The organism is Pseudoalteromonas phenolica (assembly GCF_005876835.1).
In the GTDB taxonomy this organism is placed as follows: Bacteria; Pseudomonadota; Gammaproteobacteria; order Enterobacterales; family Alteromonadaceae; genus Pseudoalteromonas; species Pseudoalteromonas phenolica_B.
On record NZ_PPSW01000001.1, the window covers coordinates 192,146 to 207,336 of the forward strand.

Below are 15,191 nucleotides of genomic sequence, written 5' to 3' on the forward strand. Positions count from 1 at the left end.
AGCAGCTAATGAGGTATTCATTGTGAAAAAGCAATCAGGTTTCTCCCTACTAGAAGTAATGGTGGTACTAGTTATCATCGGTATGATCTTATCAATCGTTGCACCAAACATTATGGGTCAGCAAGAAGAGGCAGCTTTAGATAAAGCGGGTTTAGATATTCAACAGCTTGAAGATGCGATGAATATGTACAAGCTGAAGAATAAGAAGTACCCAACGACAGAGCAGGGCTTAGAGGCACTTGTAACTAAGACGACAATAGACCCTGTACCACGTCGTTTCCCTGAAGGTGGCTTTATTTCTAAATTACCTGAAGATCCATGGGGCAATCCATATCAGCTAGTGAGCCCAGGTGAGATGGGTAAAATCGATATCTTCTCAATGGGTCCTGACGGCGAAGTGGGTACTGACGACGATATCGGCAACTGGACTGACGAAGACGAAGCGCGTTAATACGTATGCGTTTAGGCTTAGGACAAAATATCAATAAGGCAAAGGGCTTCAGTTTACTTGAAGTCCTTGTCGTACTTGTGATTATTGCCATGTCAGTAAAGATGGTGAGTTACACCTTTGATGATGCCGAAGCCGAAGAGTTAGAAAAACAAGCGCTCAGAGTATATAGAGTAATAAATCTTGCCTCTGAGTTTGCTGTATTAAACCAAATTGAGCTTGGCTTTCACCTTGATAAAAATGTCTTAGAATTTTTAGTTTTTGATGGTGAAAAGTGGTCGGCATTTGATGCTGAAGAATTATATGAACCTATTACCTTCGGTAAAGAATACAAAGTTAATCTGAATATTGAAGATTTATCTTGGTCGCAAGACAATTTGTTAGAGCAAGCCAACTGGCGTGAATTAATGGGCACCGGTGATGATGAAAGCTTGCTCGAGCTAAAAAAGCTCAAAGTGCCGCAAGTATTAATCTTATCTTCGGGCGAAGTGAGCGCGTTTCAGTTTAGTGTCGAGTTATCAGACCGAAATGCAGAACAAGCGCGTTATTTTATCGAAGGTGAGTTTATCGCCCCTGTTAATTTACGAGTGGAGCCTGAAGTATGAAAAAGCAATCAGCTGGCTTTACTCTGTTAGAAGTGATGGTGGCTTTGGGGATTTGTGCTATGGCCGGTATTGCTGCCATGCAGGTTACTGGTGAACACGTCTCCCATATCGCCTCACTAGAAGAACAAACTTATGCATCTTGGGTGGCAGAGAATCGTTTGGTGATGATCCGCGCGCAGGGTGATAAGTGGAATGGTAAGAATAACAATAAAGGTGAAGAAGAATTAGCTGGTATGACGTGGTACTGGCAAGAGAAAGTCACTAAAACCAATGACCCAAGTTTTGTCAAAGTGCAAGTTGAAGTATTCAGCGATGCTGAATATAAAAATTCTTTGTATGACTTAAGCACATTCATTTTAAAGGGCAAGTAACGATGCGATTTACTTGCCTTTCAAAAAGCCGTCAGCATGGTTTCACCTTACTTGAGGTGATGATTGCCTTGGGTATTCTCGGCTTTGTGGTGTTGGCGACACACCAAATATTAAATTCAACGATTCAGGCGAAACAAGGCTCTGAAGAAGTGATTGCTGAATTAGACGCGCTCAATACGACTTTTCGCTTGATGGACCAAGATTTTAACCAAATGACCAAGCGGGAAACACGTAACGAGGCGGGCGACTTTACACCGAGTTATATTCTTCATGGTCGTTACAATCTTGAGAGTCAGTATGATGGCATCGCCTTTGTACGCGATGGTTGGACAAATCCAATTAGTCTATTGCCTCGCTCCGAGTTGCAAGCTGTCGGTTATCGTGTGGTTGATGATAAATTAGAGCGCCTTTATCGCATTTACGTAGATCAACTCGATGGTACCGAGCCCCGCAGCCAAGTCGTATTAGAGAATATTGAAGACTTAAAGTTTGAATTCTTAGACGACAAACAAAAATGGCAAGAAAATTGGGAAAAGAAAGCGCTGCCCTTAGCGGTTTCTGTGACCATTAAGATGCAAGAAATGGAGCCTATTACGCGTTTTTTCCTCACACCAGGTGATGGCAAGGTGGCTAGTAGCACATCAAACACAAATAACGGCAATAACACTGGTAGTGGGAGAACAGGCCCATGAACCAGTTAACCTATAAGTATGGCCAGCAACAAGGCGCTGCACTGATCATTGTTTTATTTATTGTTGCCTTAGCAGCTGTAATTGCCGCTGAAATGGCGACGAATTTAATGATTCAGGTACAGCGAGCTCAAAATATTCAAACTCATCAGCAAGCAAAATGGTATAGCTATGGCGCTGAAGAATTAGTGAAAAAAGTTCTGATTGAAAGTAAGAAGAAAGACCCTGATAAAGTGCATTTAGGCCAGCCATGGGCGTTAGAAGAAACCCCATTCCCAGTAGAACATGGTACTTTGAGTGGGCAAGTGACCGATCTTCAAGCGTGTTTAAACTTAAACGCGCTGCGCGCACCAAAAGCACAAAATGCCAGTATTAATGATACGAATCCAGCGCATAAAGCCTTTTTAGAGCTGTTGAAGAACATAGAAGATTTACCTTCAGATGAGAGTGAAGAAACCTTGGCTGACAGTGTATATGATTGGCTTGACGCCGATAGCATCACGTTTCGTTCGGGTGCAGAAGAAGATGAATATATGTCGTTGCGTACACCTTATCTAACTGCAAATAACGCATTTGCGTCAGTGTCTGAATTACGTGTGATCAGAGGTTTTAATCCATTAGTCATGGAAAAGTTGCTCCCTTATGTATGTGTTATCCCTGGCAGTGAAGAATTAAAAATTAACGTAAATACCATTTTGCCAGAACAAGCATTATTACTGAGTGCACTAATCGATGGATTAAGTGAATCAGATGCACAAAGTATCATCTCTGCACGTCCAGAGCAGGGATATGACAAAGTGGAAGATTTTCTTTCTGAAGCCACCGCTCAAGGGGCTCAGAATATCAAGCAAGTAACCGATCTATTTACCGTAAATAGTGACTATTTCAAGTTGCGCGCAAAAGCCATGTTCGATGAACGGCTTTTCACAATGACCTCAATTATTCAAATAAAAGAAGGTCAAGCGAGCATACTGGCGCGAAAATTTGGAGGCGTACAGTGACAGAAAAATTATTGATCCGTATTGATCAATCCGCCAAACAGGCTATCCATTGGTTGGTCTATTCAACCGACCAGCAAATTATTGCCAGTGGTGAGTTCAAACAACTATCAGATTTGGCTGAGTTAACAGAGAAAGCGCAAGGTAGAGAAACTAGCGTATTGCTTTCTGCATCCATGGTGCAGTTAAAAACCATTGAACTACCAACAAAGTGGAATAGAAAACTAGAACAAGCACTGCCATTTATGTTGGAAGAGCAACTGGCTTGTGATGTTGATGATGTATTCATCGCAATAGGTGAGCCGGGCGTTAAAGATGATAAACCGACCATTAATATAGCATTGTGTGATCGAGTTTTACTTGCTGAGTTATTTGCAGCTTTAGATGAGTATCAGATTTTCGCGAAGCAAGTTCTGCCAGATGCACTGTTACTGCCTGAGCAGGCAGAAAATGAACTCGCTGTTGTGGAGCTTGATGGTCAATGGCTATGTCGCTTAGGGCAGTGGCATGCATGTGTGATTGAGCCAAGCTGGGGGGCTGATTACTTGCATGCGCTAGCGGTCGAAAAAATTTCTCATTACAGTCCTGCTGATGCCTTGCCAGAGGTGGCGCCTAAGGTGGCAAAAGAGGCTGAGTATGAACTGCCGCTTGCATTATTGGCTAATAATTTAACTAGCACAGCATTCAATTTACGCCAAGGCATCTTTGCCGCAAAGAAAAGTACGCCACAATGGTGGAAAGATTGGCAGTCAGGCTTAATTGCAGCATCAGTGGCTTTGTTTGGCTTTGTGGTTGTTCAAGGCATTCAAGTTGTACAATTGAAAGATCAGGCCGAGAAGGTGAGAGCTGAAGCGATTGCAACTTATCAACAAGCATTTCCAAATAAGCGAATACGAGAAGCGCTACTTAGACGTCAAATTGAAGGTGAGTTAAAAGCCATTTCGGCGACCAAACAAGGTGGCTTCTTAGATTTAGCTGACAAGTTTGTGTCAGTTTATAGCCAAGTCAAAGATTTCCAGCCTGAGACTTTACGCTATGACCATAAACGTAATGAATTGCGTATTCGTGTAAAAGCCAAAGACTTCCAAGTGTTTGGTCAAGTTAAAACGATTCTTGAGCAAAAAGGTTTAACAGTGCAGCAGGGTTCATTAAATAACGATGGTGATGCTGTGATTGGTGAAATTAGATTGCGAGGTGATGTATGAAACAACAAGCAATCAACTACTGGGGCTCGCTAAAAGAGCAAGAACAACGTTTACTTATCATCGCGGGAGTTGTTTTTATTGTTTTCGTTTTAGTGATGGGAATATTAAAGCCACTCAATAAAGCGGTTGCTGAAGCTGAGCAAAAACTAAAGCGTGAGCAAAACTTTCAAGTGTTTGTTGAACAAAGCATTGGCAAGTTGAAAGCGGCGGGTAACTCAGCCCGTACTTCTTCAGGCAATTTGTCGCAACTCGTGAATCGCAGTCGAGGCCGCTACGGCATCGTTATCAGTCAGATGCAGCCAAATAACGACAGTCTTCGTGTGAATATTGAAAACGTTGAATTTAATAAATTAGTTGGTTGGCTCGACGAACTTGTACATCAACATGGTGTCACTGTCGCAAACCTAGATATTTCACAAGGTGAAGACACAGGCTTTGTGCGTGTAAGTCGATTGGTGTTAGAGAAGTAGTATGAAGCAAAAAATTTATTTAGTTCTGTTATTTATTTTCTCTTTTTTGGCTTTTGCTTTATCTCAGCTGCCCGCATCAGTTGCGGTTCAAGTCGCACAGGGTTACTTGCCTAAAAATGTGGCTTTTGGCAATTTGAGCGGCTCAATTTGGCAGGGGCAAGTCAGTGAAGTTCGCGTCAATAAGGTTCAGGTTTTCAATGTTCGTTGGCAGTTAGAGCCTATGGCTTTACTAACTGGTAACCTTGCTGGTGATTTAACTTGGGGTAACCCGAGAGCGAGCGAAGAAATGTCAGGAAAAAGCAATTTCAGTCTTTCCCTGTTAGACCAACAAGCGAGCTTGAAAGATGCTGTACTGCGTTTTGAAGTTGAGCAGCTAATGGGACAGTTAAACCTTCCGTTACCTGTCAAAGCAACGGGTCGCGTCATTTTTAACATTGATGAGTTTGAAAGTGGCAAACCTTACTGTCAGCAAATTAAAGGCGATGTATTTAGTCCAAATATTCGTGTTGAAGGGTTAACTGGTTGGTTCTCAATTGGTGAGTTGGGCGCCGATTTAAACTGTAAATCGGGTGACCTAGCTGCGGTGGTTCAGCCTGATAATCTATTGGGTTTGCAAGCGGATGTTCATTTAGGAAACAACTTTCAATTTAAAGTTGCTGGTAACGTAAAACCAGATGCCTCATTACCGAAAGAAGTGCATGATGCGGTTAAATTCTTAGGTCGTCCTGATGCGCAGGGCCGTTATCCGGTGAATTTGTAAGGCTTGTTATGTTAGAGTTTTCGTTTACAGAGCAACACAAGACGTTGCTCACTGATTATTTATCTAGCACAGAGCAGGCTCTGCCTTATGCTGTTTGTGAAGGCTACCTTTTTGCAATCATTTGCAGTCCAGCAGGTATTGAAATGGAGCAGTGGCTAACAATCGCCAGTGGCGGTGATGAGCAAATTGCAGAAGAACATGTTTTTGCTTTAATGGCACTTCATCACGATATAAGCGAGCGTGTCTTTTCGGGCCAGTTCCAGTTGCCTTATACGTCAATGGCTGCTGCTGAGCTGCAGCAGTGGAGCCAAGGTTTCTTGGCGGGTATCGAACATTTTTATGCAGACCTTGTGAATAGCGAAGTATTAAATGATGAGCTTAAGCAAGCATTGATCAGTAGCACAGAGCAACTAGGATTTTTCTCTCTAGAACAGTCACAAATTGCCGCTTACTGTGATGCCAACAATGTTGAGCTAAATAGCTTTTGTCAGCAGCAACATGCAATTGCGAACGAGTTTGCATTGGCTTATGTGCAATTAGTAGAAAACGCCGCTGTTGAGAGTGGCTTGTATGATGAAGAGGGTTAAAACCTGAGGGTATATTGTTGCGTAAGCGAGCGCTTACCCAAGCTCTAATTCAATACTCGTGCAGCCTTTCGTACAACTTACCAAACCTTTATTTTTATCTTGTCCATTTAGGTCTAATTGCAGAGGCTTGTTGCATTGCTCGCATAACAAGGTTTGCCCTTTGCTCAGTTTTTTAAGTATATTTTTGTGCTGGTTAAATGCTGCGGCACGCTTTTTATTAAAAGCGTCAATATCGATTTTCATTACAACGACTTCCCTTCAAAAATAGATTCGCCAGCAATTCTACAGATCTCATTTAGCTTATTACCGTAAAAATAGAGATTAAGATCGTTTTCTTTGCAGTAACGAAGGTGGAAGGCCTTTAATTTATCATCAGTACCTAACGCATCATTTAAATATTCTAATTCGGTTTCATCTAACTCTAGTTTTTGCGAAATTTGTGTTCTGGCGATTTTAGCTGAAGTGCTTCTCGCTACTTTACTTTGTTCACTCAGTAAGCTCACACCTTCGCCTAATAGTGCTTCTCTTGGCTCTTTAATAGCCGGATGTTCGATAGTAAAAAGTGCCAGAATGACAACAACAAGCAACAAAAACTTTTTCATTGGATACCGTAATATTGATCTAAACAGGAGGAAACAATTCAGAGTGTAATAAAATGGGGCTTTCAAAAGCAAGTGATTAAGTTATAAACACTACATAAGCGCGTCCCCGGTTAAGGAAAATTCAATAATTTCTGAACCAATTGTACCCAGCTTGAATTTGCTTGCATATAATATCCTTATAGATAAAAAGGTCACTGTAGCAAGTACCTGTCGATCACAGCCATGAGGAGCCGAGATGGACAAACAGATAAAAGTAAAAAATATTCCGAGCGATGTAAAAATACAGAAGCCGGAACTCCAACCTGATAGGTTTAATCCTCGCAGTCGAATTTATGTGCGAGCAGTTAAAGGACTACACCAGCAACTTCGCAAGCGCTTAGGTTTTATAGGCATGCTTGCGTTCATGCTTATGCCCTGGATAAATTTTGAGGGTCACCAAGCCGTTTATTTTGATCTCTTCGAGCAAAAGTTTAATATTTTTGGATTAACGCTGATGCCACAAGATTTAACGGTGCTGGCGTTTTTCCTCATGATTGCTGCATTTGCATTGTTTGTGGTAACCACGTTTTATGGCCGTGTGTGGTGCGGTTATACCTGCCCGCAAACTGTTTGGACTTTTATCTTTTTGTGGTTTGAAGAGAAATTTGAAGGCAGTGCCAATCAGCGTAAAAAGCTTGATAGCCGTAAAATGGATTTTGATAAATTCTGGCGAAAAACAGCAAAGCACAGTAGCTGGATTTTATTCTCTTTGTGGACCGCCATTAGCTTTGTTGGTTTTTTCACTCCAATACGTGAACTAGTGCCAGATTTACTGACCTGGAGCGCAGGAAGTTATGCAGTTATCAGCATCTTAGTGTTTACGGCATGTACATACGGTAATGCAGGCTGGATGAGGGAGATTATGTGCTTACATATGTGTCCTTATTCACGTTTTCAATCTGCAATGTTCGATAAAGACACCTTTACAGTTAGCTATGACGCGAAACGCGGTGAGTCACGTGGTCCTCGCTCTCGTAAACAAGATCCCAAAGAAATGGGGTTGGGTGACTGTATCGACTGTAACCTGTGTGTTCAGGTATGTCCTACAGGCATCGATATTCGCAATGGCTTGCAATATGAGTGTATCAACTGTGGTGCATGTATAGATGCGTGTGATGGGGTGATGGATAAAATGAATTATCCTCGAGGTTTAATTTCTTACACCACAGAGCGCAACCTTGAAACACCAGATAATAAAACCAAAGCATTCCGTGGCAAGCTGGTAGGTTACTTATTAATCATGACAGTGTTAATTGCTGCCCTAGTCGTTAATGTTGCCATGCGTAAGCCAATGGAGCTCGATATTATTCGTGATAGAAATCAGCTTTACCGGGTTAATTTCGAGGGTTTAGTTGAAAACACTTACACCCTGAAAGTCATCAATAAAACCCAGCAAACACAACAATACGACATTGCGGTTGAGGGGCTAAATAACTTTAATGTGCTGGGCAAACTGGCGATTGAAGTTCAAGCGGGTGAGTCCATGAATGTGCCACTTTCATTGATCATTGACCCTTATGACCTTAAAAAGCCAGTGACTGAATTCCACTTTAGAGTTCAAGTGAAAGGCGACCCGACAGTATCATTATCACAGCCTACCAACTTCTTTAAAGGCAAATAATTAGATACACTAATTAAACCAAGCAAAAGCGGGTATTCCCCGCTTTTTTTATGCCAAATGAGGAATACATGAGCGAGTTTAGTTTTGCGAATTTAAATCCAGATCGTATCTTGGATGCCATAGAAAGCATCGGGGTTTACCCTGAAACAGGCTTGCTACCTTTGAACAGTTATGAAAATCGCGTTTATCAGTTTAAAGCCGAAGACGGTAAGCGTTATGTCACTAAGTTTTATCGCCCCGAGCGCTGGAGTGAGGCGCAAATAAAAGAAGAGCATGCTTTTGCGCTTGAACTTGCTAATGAAGAAGTGCCTATTGTCGCGCCAGTCGAAATAGCTGGCGAAAGCTTATTCGAACATGCTGGCTACAAATTTGCGCTCTTTCCTAGTGTGGGTGGGCGTCAGTTTGAAATTGACAATTTAGACCAGCTTGAAATGCTTGGCCGATATATCGGACGACTACACCTAGTTGGTAAGAGTAAACCATTCCAGCATAGACTGAGTATTAATACCCAGAGCTACCTATTCGACGCCAAGGAAGTTATTGAAAATAGCAAGCTTGTACCAGTACATATAGAAACCGCGTTTTACACTATTTTAGAACAGGTTATTTCGCAAACAGCGCAAATGTATCATGTCGATAAGCCTATTCGTTTGCATGGTGATGCACATGCTGGCAATATTCTCTGCACAGGCGATTCACTGACCTTAGTGGATTTAGATGATTGTCGCTCAGGCCCAGCAATCCAAGATTTATGGATGATGCTCAATGGTGACAAAAACGAGCAATTAATTCAGCTCGATACACTATTGATGGGGTATGAAGAATTTAACTCTTTTGATGCAAAAGAGCTGCAACTGATAGAACCACTTCGTGCGATGCGAATGGTGCATTACATGGGGTGGTTAGCAGCCAGGTGGGAAGATCCAGCATTTACACGGAACTTTTCTTGGTTTGCAACAGACAAATACTGGGAGCAGCAGATTTTGGCATTAAAAGAGCAGCTTGCAGCGTTACAAGAACCTGCATTACAACTGTTTCCATAAAAAAATTGAGAAATAACTATGTTAAAAGCGTTAAAACTATCCATTCTATTTTTCTGTTTGCCGTTATTAGCCATGGCTGCAGAATTTGATTTTAAAGAAGGTGTGCACTACCAAACTTTAACCACTCAAAAAAGTGAGCAAGCAAAAGTGACTGAGTTTTTCTCTTTTTACTGCCCGCATTGCTTCCGTTTTGAACCTGTTGCTAAAGCGTTAGAGCAAAGCTTACCTGAAGGTGCTGTCTTTGATAAAAGTCATGTAAACTTCTTAGGTGGTTTGCCTGCGCAAGTGCAAAGTAATTTGAGTTATGCCTATATCGTTGCAAAGCAAATGGGTAAAGGTGAAGAAATTGCTGCGAAAATTTTTGATAGCATTCACGTCAAAAAAGCGCCATTAAATGACATTAAAGATGTTAAAAAACTTCTAGATATTAATGGTATTAGCGAAAAGCAGTTTGATGCTGCATTAGCAAGTATGCCTGTGATTGCTGCTGAAAAGCTAATGCAAGACGATCAAAACCGCTTTTCAAAAGCGGGCGCACTATCAGGTGTTCCTACATTTATCGTGAGTGATAAATACAAAGTAAATACCAACAGTTTACAAAGCCAAGAGCAATTCAACGCATTGGTTAAACATTTATTAGCAAAATAATACGGAGAATAAGATGTTAAAGCTAATTAAAGCCGCTGCGCTGGCGCTAATGCTTCCTGTAGTTGCAAATGCAGCTCAGTTTGAAGAGGGGGTTCACTACGAAGTGGTTGCCGAGCGTGGTACTAAGAAACCAGAAGTAACAGAGTACTTCTCATTTTTCTGCCCTGCATGTAATGCGTTTGAACCACTAATCGCTCAGGTAAAACCTAAACTGAATGAAGGTGTAAAGTTTAAAAAGAGTCACGTAGACTTCACAGGTCCTCGTGATCCTGAAGTACAAAAGATTATGGCTCAAGGCTTAGCGCTGGCTGAAGTGCTTCCTCAAAAAGATAAAATCATTGCTGCAATTTTTACGCATATTCATGCTAAGCGTAATAAGATAAATGAACTTGCTGATATGAAAGACATCTTCGTTGCACAAGGCGTAGACGCTACTAAGTTTGATAAAATGTACAAGAGCTTTACTGTACGTACTAAGACTTCAAGAATGGCGCGTATGCAACAAAAGTGGTCTGAAAAGCGTGCGCTTACAGGCGTACCCACGTTTATCGTAAATGGTAAATATAAACTGCGTTTACGTGAATCAAAAACGACGACTCCAGAGCAGATCAGTGCATTAATTAATTATTTAGCTGCTAAATAATTAATGATGAGTTAGAACAGAGCCTCGCACTTGCGAGGCTTTTTTATTGGGAAAGACATGCATAAGATATTGGTTTCAAGTTGCTTACTCGGACAACCCGTTCGTTATGATGGACAATCTAAAGGATTAACAAATGATACTTTGACTCGGTGGCTGCAAGAAAAGCGAGTTGTTGCATTTTGCCCTGAAGTTGCGGGTGGCTTACCAACCCCCAGGCCACCTGCAGAGATCGATGCCGAAAGGGTGATCACGACAACAGGTGAAGATGTCACCAGTGAATTCCAGCTGGGTGCTGAAAAAGCACTCGCATTATGTAAAGCGCAGCAAATTAAATTTGCTTTATTAAAAGAATCAAGCCCTTCGTGTGGTCGTAATACTATTTACGATGGGTGGCATAATGGAGTTAAAGTGGCTGGAATGGGTTTAACTGCTGAAAAGCTTGTTAAAGCAGGCATACAGGTCTTTAGTGAAGAGCAATTGCCACAGCTAGTCAGTGCTCTGGCAATTGCTGAAAAGAATTAGCGGGATTATTTACGCTGTAAAAATACACCAGACTCCACATGATGTGTATATGGGAACTGGTCGAAAATCGCAATGCGAGATACAGAATGTGTTTCGCATAGCATTTCTAAATCACGCTCTAATGTGTCTGGATTACATGAGATATATATAATGTTGTCGTAATTAGACACTAAACGACAAGTGAGTTCATCCATACCTGCACGAGGTGGGTCAACCAAAATAGTTTGGCAGTTGTAGTCTTGAAGGTTAATGCCATTTAATCTTGAAAATTGGCGTTCCCCTTTCATTGCTTGCGTAAACTCTTCACTCGACATGCGAACAATATCTAAGTTCTCAACCTTATTCGCTGCAATATTAATTTGCGCCGAGTTTACCGAAGATTTAGAGATTTCAGTCGCTAGCACTTTATTAAAGCTACCAGCTAAAGCAATTGAGAAATTACCATTACCGCAATATAGCTCAAGTAAATCATTCTCCAGTGGCGCACAAAGGTTTTGTGCCCACTCAAGCATTTTCTCGTTTACTTTCGCATTTGGCTGCGTAAAGCTATTTTCAACCTGCTGGTACTGATACGTTTGGCCATTTACAGTCAGCTGCTCTGTGACAAAATCATTGCCTAACACAATCTTTTGTTTGCGAGCACGGCCTATAAAGTCAATTTTATAGGTTTTCTGAAGCTCAGAACGTAATGCATTAATTGCCGCTAACCATTCATCATCAAGCTGCTTGTGATAAAGCAGACTTACCAAGATCTCACCACTTAGCGTCGATAAATAATCGATTTGGAAAAGCTTGCGGCGAAGCATCTCGTTATGACGTAACTTTTCCATCATAACTTGCATGATTTCACTAATAAGTGGCGCGGCAGGGTCAAATGTTTCCACTCGAATTTTTTGCTTGCTCTCTTGATCAAACATAATGTGGTAGAGATCGTCACCATCGTGCCATACTCTAAATTCAGCACGCTGACGGTATTGCGTTTTTGCTGATTCAAAGACTTCAAGCTCTGGTGCGTTAAAGCGGGCAAATTGAGCACTAATACGCGTTTGCTTTTCAGCAAGCTGCTGTTCATAAGTGGCGGTATCAATGGTGATGACTGGCATAGTTAAACTGACCTTACAAATTCGAGAGCGGGTATTGTAGGGGGCATAGGTGATTTGTCCAGTTTCTCGCTAAAATTTGTTGTTTTTTTATACTGAACGCTCAAGGGTCAATAACTGCTGCCGATATAAAGTAATAATTAAGATGTACGCATGGTTGCTATTATTTTGGAGATAAACATGAAAATCGGACAATTAAACCAGCTTCTCAACCCTTCTTTTGCTAATAAAGCAAACAGTAAAGCGGGTTTTAAACCGAATATCCAAAGTAGCACTGATGGTTTTCACGGAGATAAAGGTAAAATTGCAGCAAAGCTGCTTGATGATAAGTTAGCAAAAGCCTTGGATATGGAAAAAACAGAACCTAAGGCTGCGCCTTTATTTGATTTTGATACCGTTATTAATAATGTGCTTGATTTCGTAAAGGGGTCAATAAGTAAAGCGAAAGCTGATGGTCGAGATGACAAAGCGATTCAAGATATGCTAAATGCAACACGTAAAGGTGTGCAGATGGGCATAGATGACGCAACATCAGAATTGAAAGCTGCGGGATTATTTAATCAAGACATAGAAGAAGGGATCGAAAAGTCTAAAGAAGGGATTTTTAAGGGATTAGATGACTTTGAGGATGAGCTATTTAATCCAAAACCTGACTTTATGCAGGTGAGCGCTGCGCAATATGCGAGCTTGTCGAATCAAGCTGAGTATAGTTTCACAACAGCAGAAGGCGACGAAGTAACCATATCATTGAGTGATGCTCGCTCAAAAGGTCAAGCTGCCAGCTATGCTCAAAACGGTGATAATTATGGTCTTGCTGTATCAGAGCAATCAAGTGAGGAAGTCAGTTTTTCGATTAGTGTTAATGGCGAACTCAATAAAAAAGAGCAAAAAGCCATTAATGAAATGATGAAAGACATTCGCAATGTCAGTGATGCGTTCTTCTCAGGTGAATATGATGATGCGTTCGAAAAAGCGTCGGCATTAAATATAGACAGTGATCAAATTACTAACTTCACGATGGATTTACGGCAGAAAAAAACAACCGCAGCAATAGCGCAGTATCAGCAAGCCAACCCAATAAAAGAGTTAGAACAAGCTTTCCAACCTCTCGACAAACAACTAGAGAACATTCATTCGGAAGGTAAAGCTATTGGTGCTGAACAGCAATTACCAGATATCATGGCGTGGATGAACGGTGGTCAAGAAAGAATGGCCCAGCTTTTAGACTATGCACAAAGCTTCTTCAGTCAGCTTGACGATAAAACTGAGAAATCAGCTTAAGGTACTTGGCAAGAATTATAAGCTCGGGCAAACTTGCACCTCAATATAGAGGAGTCATAGTTTGCCGCACATTTTAGTTTTTGATTCAGGGATTGGAGGGACAAGTGTCCTAGCACATATCCAAAATACCCTACCAGGTGCAGACTATACCTACATTATGGATAATGCTTTACTGCCTTACGGTCTTCAGACTGAAGAAACAATTCAAAATAGACTGGCAAGTCTCGTTAATAAAATATCTTCAAATTTTTTTGGGGAAGTTGACTTAATAGTGATTGCTTGCAATACAGCTTCAACTTACGCGCTGTCACATATTCGCCAGTTAACGCAAACCCCTATTGTTGGCGTGGTGCCTGCAATAAAGCCTGCTGCACAAATTAGTACTAAAAGGCATATTGCTTTATTAGCAACGCCTGCTACCTCAAAGAACCAGTATACGCAATCTTTAGTGAGTGAGTTTGCTCAAGATTGCCAAGTAAGTTTCTACCACTCAACAGAGTTGGTAAGGCTAGCAGAGCGTAAGTTCTGGTTAAATGAAGATGTACGAGAGGGGGTTAATAAGGAGCTATCAGCTATTAAGGTCGATAATCAAGCTGATGTTCTGATTTTAGGGTGCACACATTTTCCAATATTGAAGTATGAAATAGCAGAGTTTTATCAGACGCAATGTGAATTAATCGACTCCGGAACTGCAATAGCAAAAAGAGTGCAGAACTTATTGGCTGGCAGTATAGGTGAAATAGTTATAAAAAAGCCGCTACAGTTTTATGCAACGGCTTTAAATGAGGTCCCTGTTAATACAGGATACGATGTGAAAAGTTTACATCTTTAACTTGCAACAGCTTCTTCAGATGTCTCTGGTTTTTGTTTTGCAGCTCTAACCTTCAATGTACGTTGTTGGAACTCTTTTTCATTCAATGCTGCAATGGCCTTATCTGCATCAGCTTCCGCCATCTCCACAAAACCAAAACCACGACGTTTACCTGTATTTTTATCTTTTAATAAACGAACGTTGAATACACGGCCTTGTTCAGAGAAAAGCTCTCGAACGACACTTTCATTTGCTTTGTAAGGTAAGTTACCTACATAAAGCGTTTTTGTTTTTACTTCAGCATTGTCAGATTGTGTGGTTGCATTACTTGTCGAGATAACAGTTGCAATGAAACCACCGATGAGTGTGCCAATAGAAAAAGTAGCACCAAGATTAAGAGAAGAGTCTGCAAGAAGAGCATTAGCAGCAAAATAGCCGATTATCGCAATTGCTAAAACAATAAAAAGAGACTTTTGTTGAGTTGGGTTCATAAGGATCTACCAATATACAATGGGTATACAATAATTTAACAAACGAGCTGCTATCTTAGCGTCTTAAAATGTTTAAGCAATAATTAAAAAGAGAAATTAGCTATTTGAAGAAGGGGATTAGCGTGTTTTTTGCTCTAATATGGTGGTTTTGTTTTCTTTTTGAGCGGTTGAACACATTTCTTAAAATTAATTGCTAAAAGGGGTTGCGCACTTTTAATTTCTCCCTATAATGCGCACCCACTGACACGGGGCGAGAC

General features: G+C 41.1%; 20 protein-coding genes. 16 read left to right on the forward strand and 4 right to left on the reverse strand.

Annotated features, from left to right (window positions below; translation table 11 throughout):
• Positions 1-22 precede the first annotated feature (22 nt).
• Genes gspG through C1E24_RS00900 form a run of 9 tightly spaced genes read left to right on the forward strand, consistent with a single transcriptional unit; the run spans position 23 to position 6,133 of the window.
• The gene (gene gspG / locus C1E24_RS00860; protein WP_138477852.1) at positions 23-451 is read left to right on the forward strand and encodes a type II secretion system major pseudopilin GspG; all 429 of its coding nucleotides are present in this window, start codon (positions 23-25) and stop codon (positions 449-451) included.
• A 5-nt stretch (positions 452-456) separates the two neighbouring features.
• The gene (locus tag C1E24_RS00865; protein WP_138477854.1) at positions 457-1,053 is read left to right on the forward strand and encodes a prepilin-type N-terminal cleavage/methylation domain-containing protein; all 597 of its coding nucleotides are present in this window, start codon (positions 457-459) and stop codon (positions 1,051-1,053) included.
• Positions 1,050-1,424, forward strand: a complete 375-nt coding sequence (gspI, locus tag C1E24_RS00870) for a type II secretion system minor pseudopilin GspI (RefSeq protein ID WP_058031235.1) — start codon at positions 1,050-1,052, stop codon at positions 1,422-1,424. The genes C1E24_RS00865 and gspI overlap by 4 nt, the downstream gene beginning before the upstream one ends.
• A 2-nt stretch (positions 1,425-1,426) precedes the next feature.
• Complete coding sequence (gspJ, locus tag C1E24_RS00875; protein WP_138477856.1) at positions 1,427-2,116, forward strand: type II secretion system minor pseudopilin GspJ; 690 nt, start codon at positions 1,427-1,429, stop codon at positions 2,114-2,116.
• Entirely contained in the window at positions 2,113-3,114 is a 1,002-nt protein-coding gene (gene gspK / locus C1E24_RS00880; protein WP_138477858.1) for a type II secretion system minor pseudopilin GspK, read from the forward strand. The genes gspJ and gspK overlap by 4 nt, the downstream gene beginning before the upstream one ends.
• Positions 3,111-4,316, forward strand: coding sequence for a type II secretion system protein GspL (gspL, locus tag C1E24_RS00885; protein ID WP_138477860.1), 1,206 nt, complete (start codon positions 3,111-3,113; stop codon positions 4,314-4,316). Before gspK ends, gspL begins: the two co-directional genes overlap by 4 nt.
• Complete coding sequence (gene gspM, locus C1E24_RS00890) at positions 4,313-4,786, forward strand: type II secretion system protein GspM (RefSeq protein WP_138477862.1); 474 nt, start codon at positions 4,313-4,315, stop codon at positions 4,784-4,786. Before gspL ends, gspM begins: the two co-directional genes overlap by 4 nt.
• 1 nt (position 4,787) lies before the next feature.
• A complete protein-coding gene (locus C1E24_RS00895) occupies positions 4,788-5,546 on the forward strand; it encodes a type II secretion system protein N (protein ID WP_138477864.1) in 759 nt (252 codons plus the stop codon).
• An 8-nt stretch (positions 5,547-5,554) separates the two neighbouring features.
• Complete coding sequence (locus C1E24_RS00900; RefSeq protein WP_138477866.1) at positions 5,555-6,133, forward strand: UPF0149 family protein; 579 nt, start codon at positions 5,555-5,557, stop codon at positions 6,131-6,133.
• Between the two features lie 33 nt (positions 6,134-6,166).
• On the opposite strand, the gene C1E24_RS00905 is transcribed toward C1E24_RS00900, so the two are convergent.
• Positions 6,167-6,376, reverse strand: a complete 210-nt coding sequence (locus C1E24_RS00905) for a hypothetical protein (RefSeq protein WP_138477868.1) — start codon at positions 6,374-6,376, stop codon at positions 6,167-6,169.
• Complete coding sequence (locus tag C1E24_RS00910; protein ID WP_138477870.1) at positions 6,376-6,735, reverse strand: hypothetical protein; 360 nt, start codon at positions 6,733-6,735, stop codon at positions 6,376-6,378. The genes C1E24_RS00905 and C1E24_RS00910 overlap by 1 nt, the downstream gene beginning before the upstream one ends.
• A 235-nt stretch (positions 6,736-6,970) precedes the next feature.
• On the opposite strand from C1E24_RS00910, the gene ccoG reads away from it, so the two are divergent.
• From ccoG to C1E24_RS00935, 5 genes are all read left to right on the forward strand, one after another.
• Positions 6,971-8,395, forward strand: coding sequence for a cytochrome c oxidase accessory protein CcoG (gene ccoG, locus C1E24_RS00915; RefSeq protein ID WP_138477872.1), 1,425 nt, complete (start codon positions 6,971-6,973; stop codon positions 8,393-8,395).
• A gap of 68 nt (positions 8,396-8,463) precedes the next feature.
• Complete coding sequence (locus C1E24_RS00920; RefSeq protein ID WP_138477874.1) at positions 8,464-9,438, forward strand: serine/threonine protein kinase; 975 nt, start codon at positions 8,464-8,466, stop codon at positions 9,436-9,438.
• Positions 9,439-9,456: 18 nt separating this feature from the next.
• Complete coding sequence (locus tag C1E24_RS00925) at positions 9,457-10,086, forward strand: thiol:disulfide interchange protein DsbA/DsbL (protein ID WP_138477876.1); 630 nt, start codon at positions 9,457-9,459, stop codon at positions 10,084-10,086.
• Positions 10,087-10,099: 13 nt separating this feature from the next.
• Positions 10,100-10,729, forward strand: coding sequence for a thiol:disulfide interchange protein DsbA/DsbL (locus C1E24_RS00930; RefSeq protein WP_138477878.1), 630 nt, complete (start codon positions 10,100-10,102; stop codon positions 10,727-10,729).
• A gap of 57 nt (positions 10,730-10,786) precedes the next feature.
• Positions 10,787-11,251, forward strand: a complete 465-nt coding sequence (locus C1E24_RS00935) for a DUF523 domain-containing protein (RefSeq protein WP_138477880.1) — start codon at positions 10,787-10,789, stop codon at positions 11,249-11,251.
• A 5-nt stretch (positions 11,252-11,256) separates the two neighbouring features.
• Here the strand turns inward: C1E24_RS00935 and trmA are convergent, their stop codons facing one another.
• Complete coding sequence (gene trmA, locus C1E24_RS00940) at positions 11,257-12,354, reverse strand: tRNA (uridine(54)-C5)-methyltransferase TrmA (protein ID WP_138477882.1); 1,098 nt, start codon at positions 12,352-12,354, stop codon at positions 11,257-11,259.
• A 177-nt stretch (positions 12,355-12,531) separates the two neighbouring features.
• Between trmA and C1E24_RS00945 the strand changes: the two genes are divergently transcribed.
• Together C1E24_RS00945 and murI are read left to right on the forward strand one after the other, a co-directional pair.
• Entirely contained in the window at positions 12,532-13,632 is a 1,101-nt protein-coding gene (locus C1E24_RS00945) for a DUF5610 domain-containing protein (protein ID WP_138477884.1), read from the forward strand.
• 61 nt (positions 13,633-13,693) lie between these two features.
• Positions 13,694-14,464, forward strand: a complete 771-nt coding sequence (murI, locus tag C1E24_RS00950; RefSeq protein ID WP_138477886.1) for a glutamate racemase — start codon at positions 13,694-13,696, stop codon at positions 14,462-14,464.
• Here murI and C1E24_RS00955 read toward each other — a convergent pair.
• Positions 14,461-14,934 (reverse strand): RNA recognition motif domain-containing protein, encoded by a 474-nt coding sequence (locus C1E24_RS00955; RefSeq protein ID WP_138477888.1) that lies wholly within the window; start codon positions 14,932-14,934, stop codon positions 14,461-14,463. The genes murI and C1E24_RS00955 overlap by 4 nt on opposite strands.
• Between the last annotated feature and the right edge of the window lie 257 nt (positions 14,935-15,191).